This is a genomic window from Brachybacterium subflavum (genome assembly GCF_009299795.1).
Taxonomy (GTDB): Bacteria; Actinomycetota; Actinomycetes; order Actinomycetales; family Dermabacteraceae; genus Brachybacterium; species Brachybacterium subflavum.
On record NZ_VIGP01000002.1, the window covers coordinates 295,208 to 312,864 of the forward strand.

Below are 17,657 nucleotides of genomic sequence, written 5' to 3' on the forward strand. Positions count from 1 at the left end.
AGGTCAGCACGCCTGCCGGCGTGCTCCCGGATCAGCGCTCGCGGGCCCGCGCCGGTCCTGCGCCGTCGAGCAGCTCGAGGACGGCGAGCGCGCCCGCCTTGGACAGCGGCTCGTTGCCGTTGCCGCACTTCGGGGACACCACGCACGCCGGGCAGCCGGCCTCGCATGCGCACTCGCGCACCATATCCTCCGTCGCCCGCACCCAGGCGGCCGCGTCCTCGGCGCCGCGCTCGGCGAACCCGGCGCCGCCGGGCGCGCCGTCGTACACGAAGATCGTCGGCTGGCCGGTGTCCTCGTGATGGGCCGTCGAGACCCCGCCGATGTCCCAGCGGTCGCACGTGGCCAGCAGGGGCAGCATCGAGATCGCGGCGTGCTCGGCGGCGTGCAGCGCGCCGGGGAGCAGCTCGTCGACGATGCCGTCGGCCTCGGTGGTCTCCTCGGGCAGCACGAACCAGACTGCGCGCGTGGTGAGCGTGCGCGGCGGCAGGTCGAGAGGATGCTGGCCGAGGACCGCCTGGGTGTACACGTCGCGCACCTGGTAGCCCGTGACCTGGTCGGTGACGTCCACCGTGCCGAAGCACAGTCTCACGCCCCGCCCCCACTCCTCCTCGCGGTCGGTGGAGCGGACGCGGATCGTGGAGGTCGACTGCGGATGCGTGGAGTGGAGGGGGTCCTCGCGGTGCACGAGTGCGACCGCCCGCTCGACGTCCAGGTGGTCGACGACGAAGTTCCTGCCCTGGTGCATGTAGACCGCGCCGTCATGGACCTGGGTGTGGGCGCTGCCGGCGTCGACGGTGCCCAGCAGGGCGCCGCTGGACGCCTCGACGATCCGCACGGGCTCACCGCCGCTCCCGCGCAGGTCGGTGAGGTCGTGCGCGCTCTCCGTCATCGTCCAGTACCAGCCCGTCGGGCGGCGTCGCAGCACGCCGCGGGCGGCGAGGGTGTCCAGCAGCTCCCGCGCGGCCGGCCCGAAGATCTCCTCCTCGCCCTCGCGCAGCGGGAGCTCCGCGGCCGCGGCGCACAGGTGGGGAGTCATCACGTAGGGGTTCTGGGGGTCGAAGACGGCCGCCTCGACCTCCATGCCGAACACGGAGTCCGGATGGTGCACGACATAGGTGTCCAGGGGGTCCTCGCGGGCGACGAACAGGGCGAGCGCATCACCCTCCTGGCTGCGCCCGGCGCGTCCCGCCTGCTGCCAGAGCGAGGCGCGGGTGCCCGGCCAGCCGGCGATCAGCACGGCGTCGAGGCCGGAGATGTCGATGCCCAGCTCGAGGGCGTTGGTGGAGGCCAGCGCCCGCAGCTCACCGGAGCGCAGAGCGTCCTCGAGCGACCTCCGCTCCTCCGCGAGGTACCCGCCGCGATAGGCGGCGATCCGCCCCGCCCGGCGCGCGAGCTCGCCGTCCATGGTCTGCTCCGCCTCCTGTCCGAGGAGGCGCTGCGCGCCCGTCGAGACGAGCTCGGCACCGCGCCGGGAGCGGGCGAAGACGAGGGTCTGCACGTCGCGGCGCACGAGGTCCGCGAGCAGCGCGCCGGCCTCGCTCGTCGCCGAGCGGCGCAGCGGCTCCTCGCTGCGCTCGGTGTGCTCGGTGTGCTGGTCGACGAAGGCCTCGCCGCCGGGCCCATCGGGGCCACCGGTCCCGCTCGGGCCCGGCGGACGGCGGCCGTCGACGACGGACCTGGTGCCGGGCTCCCACAGCCCGAACGTGACGCCTCCGCGCGGCGAGCCGTCCTCGGTGACGGCGACAGCGTCCCCGCCGATCAGACGCGAGGCCGAGAGCTCGGGGTTCGCGGTAGTGGCCGAGGCCAGGATGAACGTGGGGTCGCTGCGATACGCGGCCGCCACGCGGCGCAGGCGCCGCAGGACCATCGCGACGTGGCTGCCGAAGACGCCGCGGTAGCTGTGGCACTCGTCGACGATCACGTACTTCAGGGCCCGGAAGAAGCTCGCCCACTGCTCGTGACCGGGGAGGATCCCGAAATGCAGCATGTCGGGGTTGGTGAGCACGAAGGTGCCATGGCGACGGATCCAGCGACGCTGCTCCGTGGGGGTGTCGCCGTCGTAGACGGCCACGCGGGCGTCGCGCAGCTCGGCGCCGTCGGCGAGCGCCGTGATGTTGGTGAGCTGGTCCGCGGCCAGGGCCTTCGTCGGCGCGAGGTACAGGGCGGTCGCGCGCGGCGCGGAGCGGTCGAGCTCGCGTGCGCCGATCGCGCTCAGCGAGGGAAGCAGGTACGCGAGCGACTTACCGGAGGCGGTGGCGGTGGAGAGGACGACGTGCCGTCCGTCGTGGGCGAGCTGCGCAGCCCGCTCCTGGTGGATCCAGGGGGCCGTGATGCCGCGGGTGGCGAGATGCTCGCGCAGGCGCGGATCCGTCCACTCCGGGAACTCGCCGGTGCGCCCGGGGCGCGCGGGCACGTGCTCCACATGGGTGAGGCAGGTGCGCCGCTGCAGGGGTGCGCTGAGGTCCCGCAGCAGCTCGTCGGCCCGCCCTCGTCGCACCCGCTCCCCTTCCCGACCGCGGTCCGGATCGGTGCCGGGACGGTGTCCCGGACCTTTCGTCCAGCGCATGCCCGGTTCACGTCCGGGCACCTGGGGCACAATCGTAGCCATGCCCGCCGACATCGCCCCCGCCACGCGCGCCCCCGCGTCCGCCGAGCGCGCGCCGGCGCCCCCGCGCGTGCAGACCGCCCTGCTCGATGCGCTGCGCAGCGACCTCGCGGCGGCTCCCTTCACCGCGCAGGCCTGCCGCGATCTGCTGGGCCCGCTCGCGCACGACGCCCTGGGGCGGGAGAACCCGATCCCCGCACGCCGCCTCCTGGCCGAGGACGAGAGGCCGACGGCGGTGCTGCTGTGGCTGTTCACACTGGGCGGCGCGCTGCGCCGGGACCTCGTCGAGCGCGCACTGCCCGCCCTCGGCCTCGAGGGGGCGCTCGCGCTGGGCCTCGTCGAGGAGATCGAGGAGAGTGCGCACAGCGAAGAGAGCGGAGCGAGCGAGCAGAGCGACGGGGCCGTGCGCGTGCGCGCCGTCATCGACCTCTCCCCCTACGCTGCGAGCGACGACCTCGGCGAGATCCAGTGGTGGATCGCCTCGGACCTCTCCGAGATCGCGACCGGCGCACCTCTCTCCTCGGACCACGTGCTCGGGGTCGGCGGCGCCTCGCTGACCCTCGCCAGGATCACGCCCCGCGGACACGTGGGGGGGGTGCTGGACCTGGGCTGCGGCGGCGGCATCCAGGCGCTGCACGCCTCCCGGCACGCCGACCACGTCGTGGCCACCGACCTCTCGCCCCGCGCGCTCGCCTTCGCGGCCTTCAACGCGGCGCTCAACGGCATCGAGCTCGAGCTGCGGGAGGGATCGCTGCTCGAGCCCGTCGCCGGCGAGCAGTTCGACCTGGTGGTGAGCAACCCGCCGTTCGTCATCACGCCCCGCAGCGGCGGGGTCGAGCAGTGGACCTACCGCGACGGCGGCCGCACGGGCGACGTGCTGACCGCCGAGCTCCTCGCCGACCTGCCCCCTCACCTGGCGCCCGGCGGGAGCGCCCTCATGCTCTCCAACTGGGAGATCAGCGCGGACAGCGCATGGGACGTCCATCCGCGGGCATGGCTCGAGCCGGTCCTGGCCGACGGGATCGACGCCTGGGTGATCCAGCGGGAGAGCGAGGACGCCGCCCAGTACGCGGAGACCTGGGCGCGCGACGGCGGGATCACCGTGCGGGATGCGGCGTGGCCGAGCATGCAGGAGGCCTGGCTCGAGGACTTCGCGGCCCGCGGCACCACCGGCATCGGCTTCGGCTACCTGATGCTGCGCCGGCCCGCGGCGCCGCGCCCGGACGGCGCCCGGGTGCTCCTCGAGGAGGTCACCGGGACGGGGAGCGGCACCCTGTCCGAGCACGTCGGGGCGGGGCTGGCGGCCTTCGACGCTCTCGCCCGCCTCGACGACGAGGCCCTGCTCGCCTCCCGTCCCGTGCGCGCGGCGGACGTCGTCGAGCGGCGCCACCTCACCCCCGGCGAGTTCGACCCGATGCTCATCGAGCTCGTGCAGGGCGGCGGCTTCGCCCGCGCCGTGCGCGAGGACCAGGTGCTCGCCGCCGTCGTCGGCGCCCTCGACGGGACGCTGACGCTCGGCCAGATCCTGGGCGCGGTGTGCGCCCTGACCGACGAGGACGAGGACGCCGCCCGCGAGCGCGTGCTCCCGCAGCTGCGCGAGATGATCCGCACCTCGATGGTGACGCTGTGAACGCGCGGCACGAGGACGCCTCGCACGAGGACGCGTGGCCCGAGGACGATCCGCGCGGCTCCCATCTCCCGGGGCCCGGGTACGGGCACAGCACGCCCGTCGAGCCCGACGAGCCCTATGACGTCCGCGAGCCCGACGAGGCCCGCGAGCCCTACGACCCCCGCGAGCCCGACGACGTCGGCGCGGTCGCCTCCCCCTCCGGACCCCATCGCCGCAGCGGCCTGGTGCCGCGGCTGCTCGTGGGCCTGCTGGGCGCGGCGGTCTGCACGGCGCTCGCGGTCCTGCTCGCGAAGGGCGCCGTCGGCACGGCGCGCGGGCAGCGGCTCGACCAGCTGATCCTCTCGGCCGCGCAGAACGACCACGGCCCGATCACGCAGGTCATCTTCCCCGCGCTGAACACGGTGACGGTCCCCGTGGTGCTGCTCCTGCTCGCCCTGGCTGCGGTGTTCGCGCTCGTGCGGCGCCGGCCGTCCCTGCTGCTGCAGATCCTCGTCATCGTGGCCGGCGCCAATCTCACGGTGCAGGTCGTGAAGTCTTTTGTCGTGGACCGCACCGCGCTCGCGGCGGACATCGACGTCACCCCCAATTCCTTCCCCTCCGGGCACACGGCGCTCGCGATCTCCGTGGCGCTCGCCCTGATCCTCGTCTGCCCCGCGAGGATCCGGGGCCTGGTCGCGATCCTGGGGACGGCGTGGGTCGCCGCCGCCGGGGTGGGCACGATCGCGGGTGGCTGGCACCGGCCCAGCGACGTGCTGGGGGCTCTGCTGGTCGCGGGAGCATGGACGTTCCTGCTGCTCGCGGTCGACGCGGCGCTCGCCCTCGCCCGCACCCCGCGAGGCCCCGAGGGGCTCGCGCATCCGCGCGACGCGCGGGCCGGGCGCGGCGCGGGACCGCTGCTCGCGGTGCTCGGCGCGGTCGCGGTCGCCGCGGGGATGGTGGTGCTCGCCACGGTCCCCACCCCCATCGACCTCGACGACGCGTCCCACCAGGCCCGCGCCTATCTGGCCACGGTGCTCGTGATCCCTGGAGCCGTCGCCGTCCTCACCGCCGCCGCGCTGGGACTGCGCGTGCCGGACCTCGCACGTCCCGCGGGACCCCGGTCCCGGTGACCACGTGGCCGGAGCGTGTACGGTGAGCACGCCGGAGCCACCCAGGCACCGCGCAACGGCCTCCCGGACCCGGTCCGGAGCCGCCAGAACCCCCGGAAGGACGGTACAAGTGCCCGGCTCGCGCCATCTCGTGATCGTGGAGTCCCCTGCCAAGGCGAGGACGATCGCCCGGTACCTCGGGGACGACTACGTCGTCGAGGCGTCCGTCGGCCACATCCGCGACATCCCCGTCCCGAGGGATCTCCCGGCGGACATGAAGAAGGGCCCCTACGGCAAGTTCGGCGTCGACGTCGAGAACGGCTTCGACCCCTACTACGTGGTCAGCGCCGACAAGAAGAAGACGGTCGCGGACCTCAGGAAGAAGCTCAAGGACGCCGACACCCTCTACCTCGCCACCGATGAGGACCGCGAGGGGGAGGCGATCGCCTGGCACCTGCTGGAGACCCTCAAGCCCAAGAAGTCCCTGCCGGTGCACCGCATGGTCTTCCACGAGATCACGCGCGACGCGATCCAGGCGGCGCTGACGAACACCCGCGAGATCGACGACCACCTGGTCGACGCGCAGGAGACCCGCCGCATCCTCGACCGGCTCGTGGGCTTCGAGCTCTCCCCCGTGCTGTGGCGCAAGATCCGCCCCTCGCTCTCCGCGGGCCGCGTGCAGTCCGTGGCGACCCGCCTGGTCGTCGAGCGCGAGCGCGAGCGCATGGCCTTCGTCCCCTCCGACTACTGGGACGTGACCGGCACCTTCGCCGGATCGGACGCGGCCTTCTCGGCCCGCATCGCCAGCGTCGACGGCTCGCGCGTCGCGACCGGCTCCGACTTCGCCGACGACGGCACCCTGAAGAAGAAGGCTGCCACGGCCACGGTGCTCACCGAGGAGTCGGCGACCGCCCTGGTCTCCGCGCTCGAGGGCGCGCAGGCGCGGGTCGCGAGCCTGGAGTCCAAGCCGTACACCCGTCGGCCCGCAGCACCGTTCACCACGTCCTCCCTCCAGCAGGAGGCCTCGCGCAAGCTGCGCCTGGGCGCCCGCCAGACCATGCGCGTCGCGCAGGGACTGTACGAGAACGGGTACATCACCTATATGCGTACGGACTCGGTCGCGCTGTCGGGCGAGGCGATCAGCGCCTCCCGCGCCCAGGCCGCCGAGCTCTACGGCTCGCAGTACGTGCCCGAGAAGCCGCGCCACTACCAGAACAAGTCCCAGAACGCGCAGGAGGCGCACGAGGCGATCCGCCCCGCCGGGGACCGCTTCCGCACGCCCGCACAGGTCGCCGGCCAGCTCTCGGGCGACGACTTCCGTCTCTACGAGCTGATCTGGAAGCGCACGGTCGCCTCCCAGATGGCCGACGCCAAGGGCACCACGAGCTCCGTCGAGCTGGCCGTCGAGAAGGCCGGCCGTGCCGCCACCTTCCGCGCCTCGGGCACCGTGATCACCTTCCGCGGCTTCATGGCCGCCTATGAGGAGGGCCGCGACGCCTCCCGCTACGGCGAGCAGGACGAGAACGACAAGCGCCTGCCGCAGATGGACGAGGGCGACATGCTGGACGTCGAGGCCCTCGTGCCCGACGGCCACACCACCACCCCGCCGCCGCGCTTCACGGAGGCCTCGCTGGTGCGCGCGCTCGAGGAGCGCGGCATCGGCCGCCCTTCGACCTACGCGTCGACCGTGACCACCATCCAGGACCGCGGCTACGTGCTGCGCCGCGGCTCGGCGCTCGTGCCCAGCTGGACGGCGTTCGCCGTGGTCAAGCTGCTCGAGGAGCACTTCGGGCCGTTCATCGACTACGACTTCACCGCCCAGATGGAGGAGCAGCTCGACAAGATGGCCCGCGGCGAGCTGGGCCGCAGCGAGTACCTCGAGGACTTCTATCGGGCCGACGGGACCGACGGCCCCATCGGCCTGCAGCCCATGGTCGAGCACCAGGGCGATATCGACCCCCGCGAGATCAACTCGATCCCGATCGGGGAGGGCATCACCCTGCGCGTCGGCCGCTACGGCGCGTACGTGGAGCGCCCCGCGCCCGTCGACCCGGACGCCGCTCCCGCGGCGCCCGACGCCGAGCCGGCCCCGCCCCAGCGCGCGAGCCTGCCCGACGATCTCGCGCCCGACGAGCTGACCGTCGAGAAGGCGCGCGAGCTGCTCGAGCGCCAGAAGGACGACGGTCGCGTGCTCGGCCAGGACCCGGAGACCGGCCACGACGTGATCGTCAAGGACGGCCGCTACGGCCCCTACGTCACCGAGGTGCTGCCGGAGGACCCGGACGACAAGACCCCGAAGTCCAAGCGCCCCAAGCCCCGCACGGCCTCGCTGCTGCAGTCCATGGACCTGGCCACGGTCGACCTCGACGACGCCCTGAAGCTGCTCTCGCTGCCGCGCGTGGTGGGGGCCGACGAGGACGGCACGGAGATCACCGCGCAGAACGGCCGCTACGGCCCGTACCTCAAGAAGGGCACGGACTCGCGCTCTCTGGAGACCGAGGAGCAGATCTTCTCGATCACGCTGGACGAGGCGAAGAAGATCTACTCCCAGCCCAAGCAGCGCGGCCGCGCGGCCGCGAAGCCTCCGCTCAAGGAGCTGGGCACCGACCCGACGAGCGAGAAGCCGATCGTGGTGAAGGACGGCCGTTTCGGCGCCTACATCACCGACGGGACGACGAACGTGACCCTGCGCCGCGACGACTCCCTGGATGCGCTCACCCACGAGGTCGCCGTCGAGCGCCTGGCCGAGAAGCGCGCGAAGGGCCCGGCCAAGAAGGGCGCCCGCAAGACGACGACGAAGAGCTCGTCCAGGAGCACGACGAAGAAGGCCGCACCCAAGAAGGCCGCGCCGAAGAAATAGGGCCCGCTGAGGCAGCGGGCCGCGGCGAGGAAGCGGGCCGGGGCTGAGCAGCGGGCCGCGGTTGAGCAGCGGGCCGCGGCGAGGAAGCGGGCCGGGGCTGAGCAGCGGGCCGCGGTTGAGCAGCGGGCCGCGGCGAGGAAGCGGGCCGGGGCTGAGCAGCGGGCCGCGGTTGAGCAGCGGGCCGCGGCGAGGAAGCGGGCCGGGGCTGAGCAGCAGGCCGCGGCTGAGCAGCGGGCCGCGGCTGAGCAGCGGGCCGCGGCAGGTCGCACCGCAGCAGCACCCTTCGCGGTGGCCCTCCTCGAAGCGGACCCCGTCGACGTGGGCCTCAGCGGCGCAGATCGCTTCGACGCGGACTTCTCGACGGCGAGCAGCTCGGGACACCGCGACGAGCTGACCGCCCCGGGCATGATCAGCCCCCGCTCCCCGTCATGGGATGGCCTATGGGCGACATCCGTGCGAAATAGTGCGCGGATGTCGCGCATAGGCCGCTCGGTGACGCTCCGCCCCATGAGCGGGACGCTGTGGGCGAGACCCTGCCCCCTGAGTGGGAGCCTGCGCCTTGAGCGGGACCCGCCACCAGCTCCACCATCCCGCGAACCCCGGCTCCGTGCCATCGGCAGGGATCCGCTCGGCTCCGTGCCGTCGGCAGGGATCCGCTCGGCCAGGGGCCGTCAGCCGGCCGCCGTCAGGTCACGACCTCGCAACAAACCGGCGAAACGCCCGTTCCGGGTGTGTCCCGGATCACCGGAAAGGCCTAGAGTGGCGGCGTCATGGAGTCGCTGGGCCCGAGCACCATCCGGTCGCCCGCCCCGTGATCGTCCGCCCCCGTCAACGACGCCGGGGGCGGACCCGTTCGTCCTCCCGATGCGGACCGGCGCTACTTCACGGAGCCCGCCGCGAGGCCGCCGATGATGCGGCGCTGGAAGACCAGCACCAGGATGATCAGCGGCACGGTGACGATCACGCCGGCGGCCATCTTGGTGCCGTACGGGGTGTCGAATTGCGAGGAGCCGGTGAACTTGGAGATCGCGACGTTCGCGGTCTGCATCGCGGGCTGGTTCACCATCGTCAGCGCGATGAGGAACTCGTTCCAGGCCGCGATGAAGGTGATGATCGCGGTGGTGAACACGCCCGGCGCGGCGAGCGGCAGGATGATCCGCCAGAACGCACCGAACCGGGTGGTGCCGTCCACCATCGCCGCCTGCTCGAGCTCGACCGGCAGCTGCCGGAAGAACGCGTTGAGGTTCCACACCGCCAGCGGCAGCGCGAACGACATGGTGGGCAGGATCATCGCCTGGTAGCTGTTGATCCAGTTGAAGGGCCACCACTCGAAGCCGCCGCTGAAGAGCTTCAGCAGCGGGACCACGAGCGTGATCACCGGGAACATCGAGGTGGCGACGATCATGAACATGACCAGCACCTTCCCGGCGAAGTCCAGCCGCGCGAGGGCGTAGGCCCCGAAGGTTCCCAGCAGGAGCACCAGCACCGTCGTGCCGCCCGCGACGACCAGGGAGTTCGCCAGCGCTCGGGCGAAGTGGTTGTCCGGGTCGAACACCGCCACGTAGTTCTCGAAGCTGATCGGGTGCGGGAGCAGCTCCGTGGAGCGGCCCTCGCTGGGCAGGCGGAGGGAGGAGACGGCCATCCAGTAGAAGGGCAGCAGGCAGTAGACGAGGATGAACGCCATGCCGATCGCGATGACGATCGACCCGGCGCGTCCGCCCTTGATCTTCTTGGGCGAGAGCACCTCGCCGGTGCGCGAGCGGACCTGCGCGCCGCCGCTCCGCGTGCGGCCTCCGGATGCGGTCTGGGCTGCGCTGCTCATGCCATGCTCCCCTCTGCGGTGGTGCGGAGTCTGCGGGCGGCGCGCCGGGACGTGCCCGGCCCGTCGGTCCCATCGGTCCCGTCGGCCCCGTCGTCGCCGCGGCCGCGGCCCCGACCGCGGCGCTTGGCCGGCTTGTTCTGCTCGCCGATGACGTCGGCCCCGAGCACGCGGATGAACACGAACGCCACCAGGCAGATGTAGGCGAACAGGATCATCGAGTACGCCGAGGCGAGGCCGTAGTTCGTCTTGCCCGCGGCGTCGGAGGCGAGCATCGAGAGGGTCTGCCCCGACTCGAGCCGCCCCAGCAGGACGTAGGGCAGGTCGAACATGCGCATCGCGTCCAGGAGGCGGAAGAGCACCGCCACCACGAGCACGGGGCGCACCAGCGGCAGCGTGATCCGCCAGAAGGTGTCCCAGCGGTTCGCGCCGTCCATCTTCGCGGCCTCGTAGACCTGGTCGTCGATCGTCTGCAGGCCCGCGAGGGTCAGCAGCCCGATGTACGGGGCGGTCTTCCAGATGTCCGCGATGAGCACGGCGACCTTGGCCTGCCAGCCCTCGGTGGTCCACAGCACCTGGTAGTGGATCACCCGGTTGAAGATGCCGTTGGCGTCGAAGATCAGCTGCCACATGAGGGCCGAGACCACGGTCGGGATCGCCCAGGGCACCAGGATCGAGGCGCGCACGATGCCGGTCGAGCGCATCGCGCGCGCCATGATCAGGGCCATGGACACGCCCAGCACGGTCTCGATGCTCACGCCCACCACGGTGAACAGCGTCGTGTTCCAGAAGGCGTTCCAGAACCCGGCGCCGGCGCCCGAGCCGGTGAACGCCTCCACGTAGTTGGTCAGGCCGACGAACGTGTCGCCCTGCTCGATGATCCCGGTCTCGGGGTCGATGTCACCGCCGGACTGGGTCAGCGACTGCCAGGCCGAGAGCACGAGCGGGAAGCCGACCACGAGAGCCAGCAGCACGAGCGTCGGCAGCAGCAGGAGATAGGCCATGCGGCCCTGCCCGCCGGTGACACGGCGGGAATGCGCGTCCGCCATGGGTCACTTCTTCGTCAGGTCGGTCAGCTGCTTCTGCAGATCGCTCAGCGCGGCGTCGGTCTCGATGTCACCGGAGAGGCAGCCGTAGGCGGCCTCCTGGATGGCCTGCGTGACGTCGCCGTACTTCACGACCTGCGGACGCACGGCGCCCTTGTCGATCGAGTCCTTGAGGGTGTCGAGGAAGGGGTACTTCTTCTTGAGGTCCTCGTCCTCGTAGACGGCCGTCGCGGCAGTCGGGTTGCCGGTCTGCAGGAACCAGGCCTTCTGCTGTTCGGCGGCGCCCATGAACGCGATGAAGTCCAGGGCCGTGCCCATGTTCTTGGCGAACGCGCTGATCGCGTAGTTCAGGCCGCCGACGGTCGACGTGCCCTCGCCCTTGACCGCGGGCACCAGGGAGACGGAGACCTTGTCCTTGACCTTCGAGGAGCCGTCGTCGGCCTGGAACTTGTCGTAGACGTACGGCCAGTTCTGCAGGAACACGAGCTTGCCGTCCTGGAAGGCCTGGCGGGACTCCTCCTCCTTGTAGGTCAGCGCCTCCTTGGGGATGTACTTCTTGTCGAAGCCGTCGCGGAGGGTCTGCAGGCCGAGGTTCGCGGCGTCGCTGTCGGCCTGGGGCTTGCCGTCCTTGTCGAACAGCTCTCCTCCGGCGGACTTCACGACCCCGGTGAGCTGGCAGGTCAGGCCCTCGTACTTGGCGAACTGGCCGCCGAAGCCGTTGATGCCGTCCTCATCGGCCATGACCTTCTCGATGATCTCGTACATCTCGTCGTAGGTGGCCGGCGGCTCGTCGTACCCCGCGTCCTCCAGCAGGTCCTTCCGGGAGAACAGCAGCTGCCCGTTGGTCGCGTAGGGCATCGCGTAGAGCTTGTCGAAGTAGGTCGCGGTCTCGACGGTCGCGGGGATCATGTCGTCGATCGGGAGCTTGTCCTTCGGCAGCTCGACGACCCACTGGTTCGCCGCGAACTCCGCGGTCCACACGACGTCCAGGCCCAGCACGGTGTAGGCGTCGGACTTCGCCTGGGCGTTGTTGATGAACTGGCTGCGCTGGTCGTCGGCGCTCTCGGGGAGCTCGACCAGGGTGACCTTCTCGTCGGCGTGGTCCTTGTTCCAGCGGTCGAGGAAGTCCTTGAGGACGCCCGAGGTGTCCTTGCCGGTCGCGAACGTGATCGGCCCGTGCTCGTCGAAGTCCGCGCTCGCGCCGCCGCCGGATCCGCCCGAGGACGAGTCGTCCGAGCCGCCGCACGCGGCGAGACCGAGCGCGGAGGCGCCGAGTCCGCCGGCCGCGAGGACCGAGCGCCGACCGAGACCGTGGTTGCTGCTGCTCATCTGGGGCTCCTTCATGCCGTGTTCCGTGCCGCTGCATGCGGTGGACGATGCGCTGACGGCGGTCGCCGCCGGCGGCTCGTGCGAAGGACCCGCGGAGGCTCCGTCGCCTGCGCTGAGAGTAACCCGGGCGCACCTGTGGCGTACCTCTCAGTCGACATTTCGGGCACATTCTTCACCGATCCGTGACCTGCGGGCTTGGGGATCGGCCGACGGGCCGCGGCGCCCCGTCCACACCGGCCCCGGGTGTCGGGGCGGACCGATAGATTGAAGGCATGACGTCCCGACCCCCGCTCGAGCTGCCCGTGTCGGCGGTCGCGGACCCGCGCGAGGCCCCGCCGCTGCGCTGGGCCGTGGTCTCCCCGGGGCACATCGCCACGCAGTTCACCGAGACGCTGAGCCGGGCCACCGCCTCGCGCGCCGTGGCCGTGGCATCGCGCTCCGCCGAGCGCGCGGAGGCGTTCGCCCGCACGCACGGCCTGGACGCGGCCTTCGACTCCCTGCCGCGGATGCTCGCCGCCGGCGGGTTCGACGCCGTCTACATCGCGTCCCCGCACTCCGCGCACCACGAGATGGCGCGCGCCGTGCTCGAGGCCGGCTTCCCGGTGCTGCTGGAGAAGGCCTTCACCATGACGGCCGACGAGGCCCGCGACCTGGTGTCCCTCGCGCGCGAGCGCGGGCTCTTCCTCATGGAGGCGCTGTGGTCGCGCTTCCTGCCGCGCTTCGACGTGGTGCGCAGCGTGCTCGCATCGGGCCTGCTGGGGGAGATCGTCTCGCTGCGCGCGACCCACGGCCAGCACTTCCCCTTCGACCCTGGGCATCGGCTCCACGCACCGGAGCTGGGCGGCGGCGCCCTGCTGGACCTGGGCGTCTACCCTCTGAGCTTCGCGCAGATGGTGCTCGGGGACCTCACGGAGCTGACGGCCTCGGGCACCCTCACCCCGGCGGGCGTCGATGAGACGGTGCACGTCCTCGCGTCCTCGGCCGCGCTCCCGCGGGCCCGGGCCTCGCTCGTCACCACCCTCGCGTCGCGCGGCGGCAACGATGCCGAGATCCTCGGCACCGCGGGCCGTCTCGTGCTCGAGGGCATGTTCTTCGCCCCCGGCGAGGTGCGCGTGGAGATGCACGACGGCCGCACCGCGTCCGTCCCCGATCCGACCTCGGCGCCCGACGCGCCCGTCGGCCCCGATGACGGCCTCGCCTACGAGGCCGCGGAGGCGGCGCGCCGGATCACCGCGGGCGACCTCAAGTCCCCGCTCATGACCTGGCACGACACCGTCGCCGTGATGGAGGCGCTCGACGCCGCCCGCGCCCAGGTCGCCGCACCGCGCACCACCCCTGATGCCCGACCCGAGGAGACCGCCCGCTGATGACCGGATCGTCGATCGGCATGCGCACGCTGCGCGTCCCCGCGCCCCATCCCCCGCGCCGGGGGCTGTTCATCTCGTTCGAGGGCGGGGAGGCCGCGGGCAAGACCACCCAGATCGGGATGCTCCGCGATCACCTCGTGCATCGCCGCGAGGTGGCCGAGGATCTCGTGCTCACCACGCGCGAGCCCGGCGGCACCGAGCTCGGGAAGAGCATCCGCGAGCTGGTGCTGCACGGCGATGACGTGAGCGCGCGCGCCGAGGCGCTGCTGTACGCGGCGGACCGTGCCCACCACATCGAGACGGTGGTGCGCCCGCACCTGGCCCGCGGCGGTCTCGTGCTCGCGGACCGCTACCTGGACTCCTCGATCGCCTACCAGGGCGTGGGCCGCTCGCTCTCGCAGGAGCAGATCGCCGCCCTCAGCCTGTGGGCGACCGACGGTCTGCTCCCCCATCGCACGATCCTGCTGGACCTGCACCCCGACGCCCTCTCGGAGCGCCGCGAGGCGCATTCGCTGGACCGGCTCGAGCGCGAGGGCCGCGCCTTCCACGATGCCGTGCGCGCCGAGTTCCTCGAGCTCGCCGAGGCCGAGCCGGACCGCTTCGTGGTCGTGGATGCCTCCCGCAGCCCCCAGGAGGTGCACGAGGAGGTCCTCGCGGCGATCGCCGACGACCTCGCGACGCTCGACCCGACCTTCGAGGTCGACACCTCGCATCCCGGGGCCGACGACCGATGAGCGCGCCGACGAGCACGGGTTCGACGGGCGCGGGCCTGACGAGCACGGACCCGACGGACCCGGGTCCGGCGGGGGTGTGGGCCGACGTCGTGGGCCAGGAGGCCGCGGTCGCCCAGTTCCGTCGCGCCGCCTCCCCCGAGGGCTCCCTCGCACAGGCCTGGCTGATCACGGGCCCGCCCGGATCGGGCCGGTCGACGGCCGCCCGCGCCTTCGCGGCGACCCTGCAGTGCGAGACCGGGGAGGGCTGCGGGCACTGCCATGCCTGCCGCACGGTCCTCGCGGGCACTCATCCGGACGTCACTGCGGTCGCGACCGACAAGCTGTCGATCTCCAAGGAGGAGGTCCGCTCCCTGGTGCTCACGGCGCAGCGCTCACCGGCGACCGGCGCGCACCGGGTGATCATCATCGAGGACGCCGATCGTATGAGCGCGGGCACCTTCAACGTGCTGCTGAAATCGATCGAGGAGCCGCCCCCGCACACGGTGTGGATGCTGTGCGCGCCGTCGGCCGAGGATCTCGCACCCACGATCCGCTCCCGCTGCCGTGTGGTCACCCTCGCGATCCCGCGGCCGTCCGACGTCGCCGAGCTGCTCGTCCGGCGAGACGGCGCCGACCCGGACCTCGCCGAGCGCGCGGCCCTCGCCGCGCAGGGGCACATCGGGCTCGCCCTGCGGTACGCGACGCAGCCCGGTGCGCTCGAGGCGCGCGAGGAGTCGGCCCGCACCCTGCTGGGTCTGCGCAGCAGCGGCCAGGCCGTGCTCGCGGCGGGCACGCTCGTGGAGCGCGCGAACGCGGAGGCCGCCGCGACGGCCGACGACGTCGCCGCGAAGGAGAAGGAGCGCTTCCTGCGCTCGGCGGGCATCGAGGACGGCAAGGTCCCCCCGTCCCTGCGCTCGCAGATGCGCCAGCTCGAGGACGACGCGAAGCGCCGGCGCACGCGCCTCGTGCGGGACGTGCTGGACCGTTACCTGCTGGATGCCCATTCCGTGCTGCGCGACGTGCTCGTGCTGCAGCTGGGCACGGACGCCGAGCTCGTGAACCCGGGCGTGCGCGAGGAGATCGTGCACGCCGCCGAGGGCGCGGATCCGCAGGTCACGCTCGCCCTGCTCGACGCGGTGCAGCAGGCGCGCACGCGGATCGCGGGCAACGTGCCCCCGCTGCTCGCGACCGAGGCGCTGCTCGCCCGGATCGCCGTCCGCGCCGGCTGAGCACTCGGGGAGTGTCTGCTCCTCGAAAAGCAGGACCAGGGTCCCGCGACGCGAGCCCCTGTCAGGTCAGGTCACGTCAGGCGGCGAGCTCGGGCGAGCGACCGCCGGAGCGTGGTCTCATCCCGGGGCGTGCACCACGTGTAGTAAGAGGTCGGGTGACGGCATATATGGCACGTCACCCGACCTCCTGCTACGTGTACTGCACGGGGTCGTTTCACGCTCCCGATCGGTCGCCCCGGATCCACTGATCCGCACGCCTCACGCGTGGGCCAGCGCATGGCACATGAACGCTGACGGCTGACGGTTCGCCGCGCGGTCTGCACCGATCAGAGGCGCAGGTCGCTCAGGGTGCGACGGTGTGCGAGTCGTCCGCCGTCGCCTCCGAGGCCGCGTCAGGTGCTTCTCCTGCGGCATCGGCCTCACCGGTCGCCACCGTCCCGCCGGCGGACTCGGTCTCTCCCGGCGCCACGGCCTCACCGGGCTCCTCGGCTGCAGCAGGTGCCTCGGTCTCCGCATCGCCCTCGGTCTCCGCGACGCCGTCAGCATCCGCAGCACTCTGGCCACTGCCCGTGCTGCGATCGAGGTCGACCCGGTACTCGTCGACCACGACGCCCTCGTCGGGGCCGGAGTCCTGCTGGGGCTCCTCCTTACCGGTCTCCGAGTGCGAGCCGCAGCCGTAATCGAGGTGCACCACATGGCCGTCGGCCACGGACCACTCGTTCGTGCACACGCCGAACTCGGTGCGCAGCGAGCCGGCCATGAGCGTGAGGAACCCGCACGAGGAGCAGGTCGCGGTCACGGTGCCCCGGCGCTTGCGGGCCGAGACCGGACGCGGGCCGAAATCGCCCGCGAACCAGCGGTCGGCGGCCTCCTCGCGCCCGAGGGGCGAGAGCACGCGCGGGCGTCCGAGCCCGAGCTCCCATTGCGCGACGCGGTCGGCCTCGGCGTCGTCGGTCTGCTCGTAGCCCTGTTCGAGGCGCTCGTCGGCCTCCTGGTAGGGCAGCAGATCGTCGGCCCCGACGTCGGAGGGCTTCAGGCGCTCCGACCAGGGCTCCCAGTCGGGGGCGAGCAGTGCGCCGTCGCCGGGCAGCAGCACGGTCTCGCACACAGTGGCCTGCTTCGCGCGGGGAGCGCGGGCGAGGACCACGTTCCACACCCAGCCGCTGTAGCCGGGCATCTCGCACGCGAACACGTGCGTGACCAGTCGTTCCCCGCTCGCCGCGACGCGCAGGTGCTCGCCCACCTGGCCGGGCTCGGTGACCTCGAGCAGCGCCTCGCGTGCGAGGTCGACCGCCGCGGCGCTCACGGCGTCGAGCTTCGGACGCGCGGTGCGCGCGCGGGGCCGCCGGGCGGCGACGGGGGCGGCGGGAGCGGCGCTCTCGCCGGTCTCGGGGGTGTCGGTCTCTGCAGTCATCGGCATGCGGTGGGTGTCCTCAGGCCTCGAAGTTGTCGGCGACGGCGCGCAGCACTGTCGCGATCTTGTGGGAGTGGCCGGCGTCGGGGTAGCGCCCCTTGCGCAGGCCGTTCCCGGCATCATCCAGCAGACGGATCAGGTCCTCGACCATCCCGGCCATGTCGTCGGGCTTGGGCCGGCGGGCGCGGGTCACCGAGGGTGCGGCCTCCAGGAGGCGCAGCGACAGCACCTGCGGGCCGCGGCGGCCGTCGGCGATGTCGAACTCGACCTTGGTGCCCGGGCGCAGCGTCTCGGCGCCCTCGGGGAGGGTGGAGGCGTGCACGTACACGCTCTCGCCGGACTCGTCGTCCCGCACGAAGCCGAAGCCCTTCTCGGCGTCGTAGAACTTCACCTTGCCACGAGGCACGCGGATCCCTGTCCTTCACGGAGTCGTCTGGGTGATGATGGTCGGTCGCGTCATGCCTTCGCGGGCGGCCCCGGCGGGCGTAGCCCGGGGCGGTGTCTGCGGGCGCAGACGCGGCGCTCCAGTCTAGCGCTCGCGCGGGCACGACCGCGCG

Annotated in this window: 12 protein-coding genes; 6 read left to right on the forward strand and 6 right to left on the reverse strand. The window is 72.5% G+C overall.

Features of this window, described 5'->3' with window-relative positions; all coding sequences use genetic code 11:
• Nucleotides 1-31: 31 nt before the first annotated feature.
• A complete protein-coding gene (locus FHG10_RS05205) occupies nucleotides 32-2,497 on the reverse strand; it encodes a DEAD/DEAH box helicase (RefSeq protein ID WP_152352258.1) in 2,466 nt (821 codons plus the stop codon).
• A gap of 109 nt (nucleotides 2,498-2,606) precedes the next feature.
• On the opposite strand from FHG10_RS05205, the gene FHG10_RS05210 reads away from it, so the two are divergent.
• From FHG10_RS05210 to topA, 3 genes are all read left to right on the forward strand, one after another.
• A complete protein-coding gene (locus FHG10_RS05210; protein WP_152352259.1) occupies nucleotides 2,607-4,235 on the forward strand; it encodes a DUF7059 domain-containing protein in 1,629 nt (542 codons plus the stop codon).
• Complete coding sequence (locus tag FHG10_RS05215; RefSeq protein ID WP_264674026.1) at nucleotides 4,232-5,344, forward strand: phosphatase PAP2 family protein; 1,113 nt, start codon at nucleotides 4,232-4,234, stop codon at nucleotides 5,342-5,344. Before FHG10_RS05210 ends, FHG10_RS05215 begins: the two co-directional genes overlap by 4 nt.
• A 109-nt stretch (nucleotides 5,345-5,453) precedes the next feature.
• Nucleotides 5,454-8,183 carry a type I DNA topoisomerase gene (gene topA, locus FHG10_RS05220; RefSeq protein WP_152352260.1) on the forward strand — a complete coding sequence of 910 codons (2,730 nt, stop codon included), beginning with the start codon at nucleotides 5,454-5,456 and terminating at the stop codon, nucleotides 8,181-8,183.
• An 877-nt stretch (nucleotides 8,184-9,060) separates the two neighbouring features.
• On the opposite strand, the gene FHG10_RS05230 is transcribed toward topA, so the two are convergent.
• The 3 genes from FHG10_RS05230 to FHG10_RS05240 are packed head-to-tail and all read right to left on the reverse strand — an operon-like array spanning nucleotide 9,061 to nucleotide 12,377.
• Nucleotides 9,061-10,005, reverse strand: coding sequence for a carbohydrate ABC transporter permease (locus FHG10_RS05230; RefSeq protein ID WP_152352262.1), 945 nt, complete (start codon nucleotides 10,003-10,005; stop codon nucleotides 9,061-9,063).
• Entirely contained in the window at nucleotides 10,002-11,051 is a 1,050-nt protein-coding gene (locus FHG10_RS05235) for a carbohydrate ABC transporter permease (protein WP_227488048.1), read from the reverse strand. Before FHG10_RS05235 ends, FHG10_RS05230 begins: the two co-directional genes overlap by 4 nt.
• A gap of 3 nt (nucleotides 11,052-11,054) precedes the next feature.
• Nucleotides 11,055-12,377: an ABC transporter substrate-binding protein gene (locus tag FHG10_RS05240; protein ID WP_152352263.1), complete on the reverse strand. Its 1,323-nt coding sequence runs from the start codon at nucleotides 12,375-12,377 to the stop codon at nucleotides 11,055-11,057.
• 272 nt (nucleotides 12,378-12,649) lie between these two features.
• Between FHG10_RS05240 and FHG10_RS05245 the strand changes: the two genes are divergently transcribed.
• Genes FHG10_RS05245 through FHG10_RS05255 form a run of 3 tightly spaced genes read left to right on the forward strand, consistent with a single transcriptional unit; the run spans nucleotide 12,650 to nucleotide 15,686 of the window.
• The gene (locus FHG10_RS05245; RefSeq protein WP_152352264.1) at nucleotides 12,650-13,744 is read left to right on the forward strand and encodes a Gfo/Idh/MocA family protein; all 1,095 of its coding nucleotides are present in this window, start codon (nucleotides 12,650-12,652) and stop codon (nucleotides 13,742-13,744) included.
• Entirely contained in the window at nucleotides 13,744-14,478 is a 735-nt protein-coding gene (gene tmk, locus FHG10_RS05250; RefSeq protein WP_152352265.1) for a dTMP kinase, read from the forward strand. Before FHG10_RS05245 ends, tmk begins: the two co-directional genes overlap by 1 nt.
• On the forward strand, nucleotides 14,475-15,686 hold the full coding sequence (locus tag FHG10_RS05255; protein ID WP_152352266.1) for a DNA polymerase III subunit delta': 1,212 nt from the start codon (nucleotides 14,475-14,477) through the stop codon (nucleotides 15,684-15,686). Before tmk ends, FHG10_RS05255 begins: the two co-directional genes overlap by 4 nt.
• A gap of 343 nt (nucleotides 15,687-16,029) precedes the next feature.
• Here the strand turns inward: FHG10_RS05255 and FHG10_RS05260 are convergent, their stop codons facing one another.
• A complete protein-coding gene (locus FHG10_RS05260; protein ID WP_227488049.1) occupies nucleotides 16,030-17,106 on the reverse strand; it encodes a DUF3027 domain-containing protein in 1,077 nt (358 codons plus the stop codon).
• A gap of 13 nt (nucleotides 17,107-17,119) precedes the next feature.
• A complete protein-coding gene (locus FHG10_RS05265) occupies nucleotides 17,120-17,506 on the reverse strand; it encodes a cold-shock protein (RefSeq protein ID WP_152352267.1) in 387 nt (128 codons plus the stop codon).
• Nucleotides 17,507-17,657 lie beyond the last annotated feature (151 nt).

Coding starts and splice junctions, on each gene's coding strand:
- FHG10_RS05210 (WP_152352259.1), top strand. CDS start 2,607: ATGCCCGCCGACATCGCCCCCGCCACGCGCGCCCCCGCGTCCGCCGAG.
- FHG10_RS05230 (WP_152352262.1), bottom strand. CDS start 10,005: ATGAGCAGCGCAGCCCAGACCGCATCCGGAGGCCGCACGCGGAGCGGC.
- FHG10_RS05235 (WP_227488048.1), bottom strand. CDS start 11,051: ATGGCGGACGCGCATTCCCGCCGTGTCACCGGCGGGCAGGGCCGCATG.
- FHG10_RS05240 (WP_152352263.1), bottom strand. CDS start 12,377: ATGAGCAGCAGCAACCACGGTCTCGGTCGGCGCTCGGTCCTCGCGGCC.
- FHG10_RS05245 (WP_152352264.1), top strand. CDS start 12,650: ATGACGTCCCGACCCCCGCTCGAGCTGCCCGTGTCGGCGGTCGCGGAC.
- tmk (WP_152352265.1), top strand. CDS start 13,744: ATGACCGGATCGTCGATCGGCATGCGCACGCTGCGCGTCCCCGCGCCC.
- FHG10_RS05255 (WP_152352266.1), top strand. CDS start 14,475: ATGAGCGCGCCGACGAGCACGGGTTCGACGGGCGCGGGCCTGACGAGC.
- FHG10_RS05260 (WP_227488049.1), bottom strand. CDS start 17,106: ATGCCGATGACTGCAGAGACCGACACCCCCGAGACCGGCGAGAGCGCC.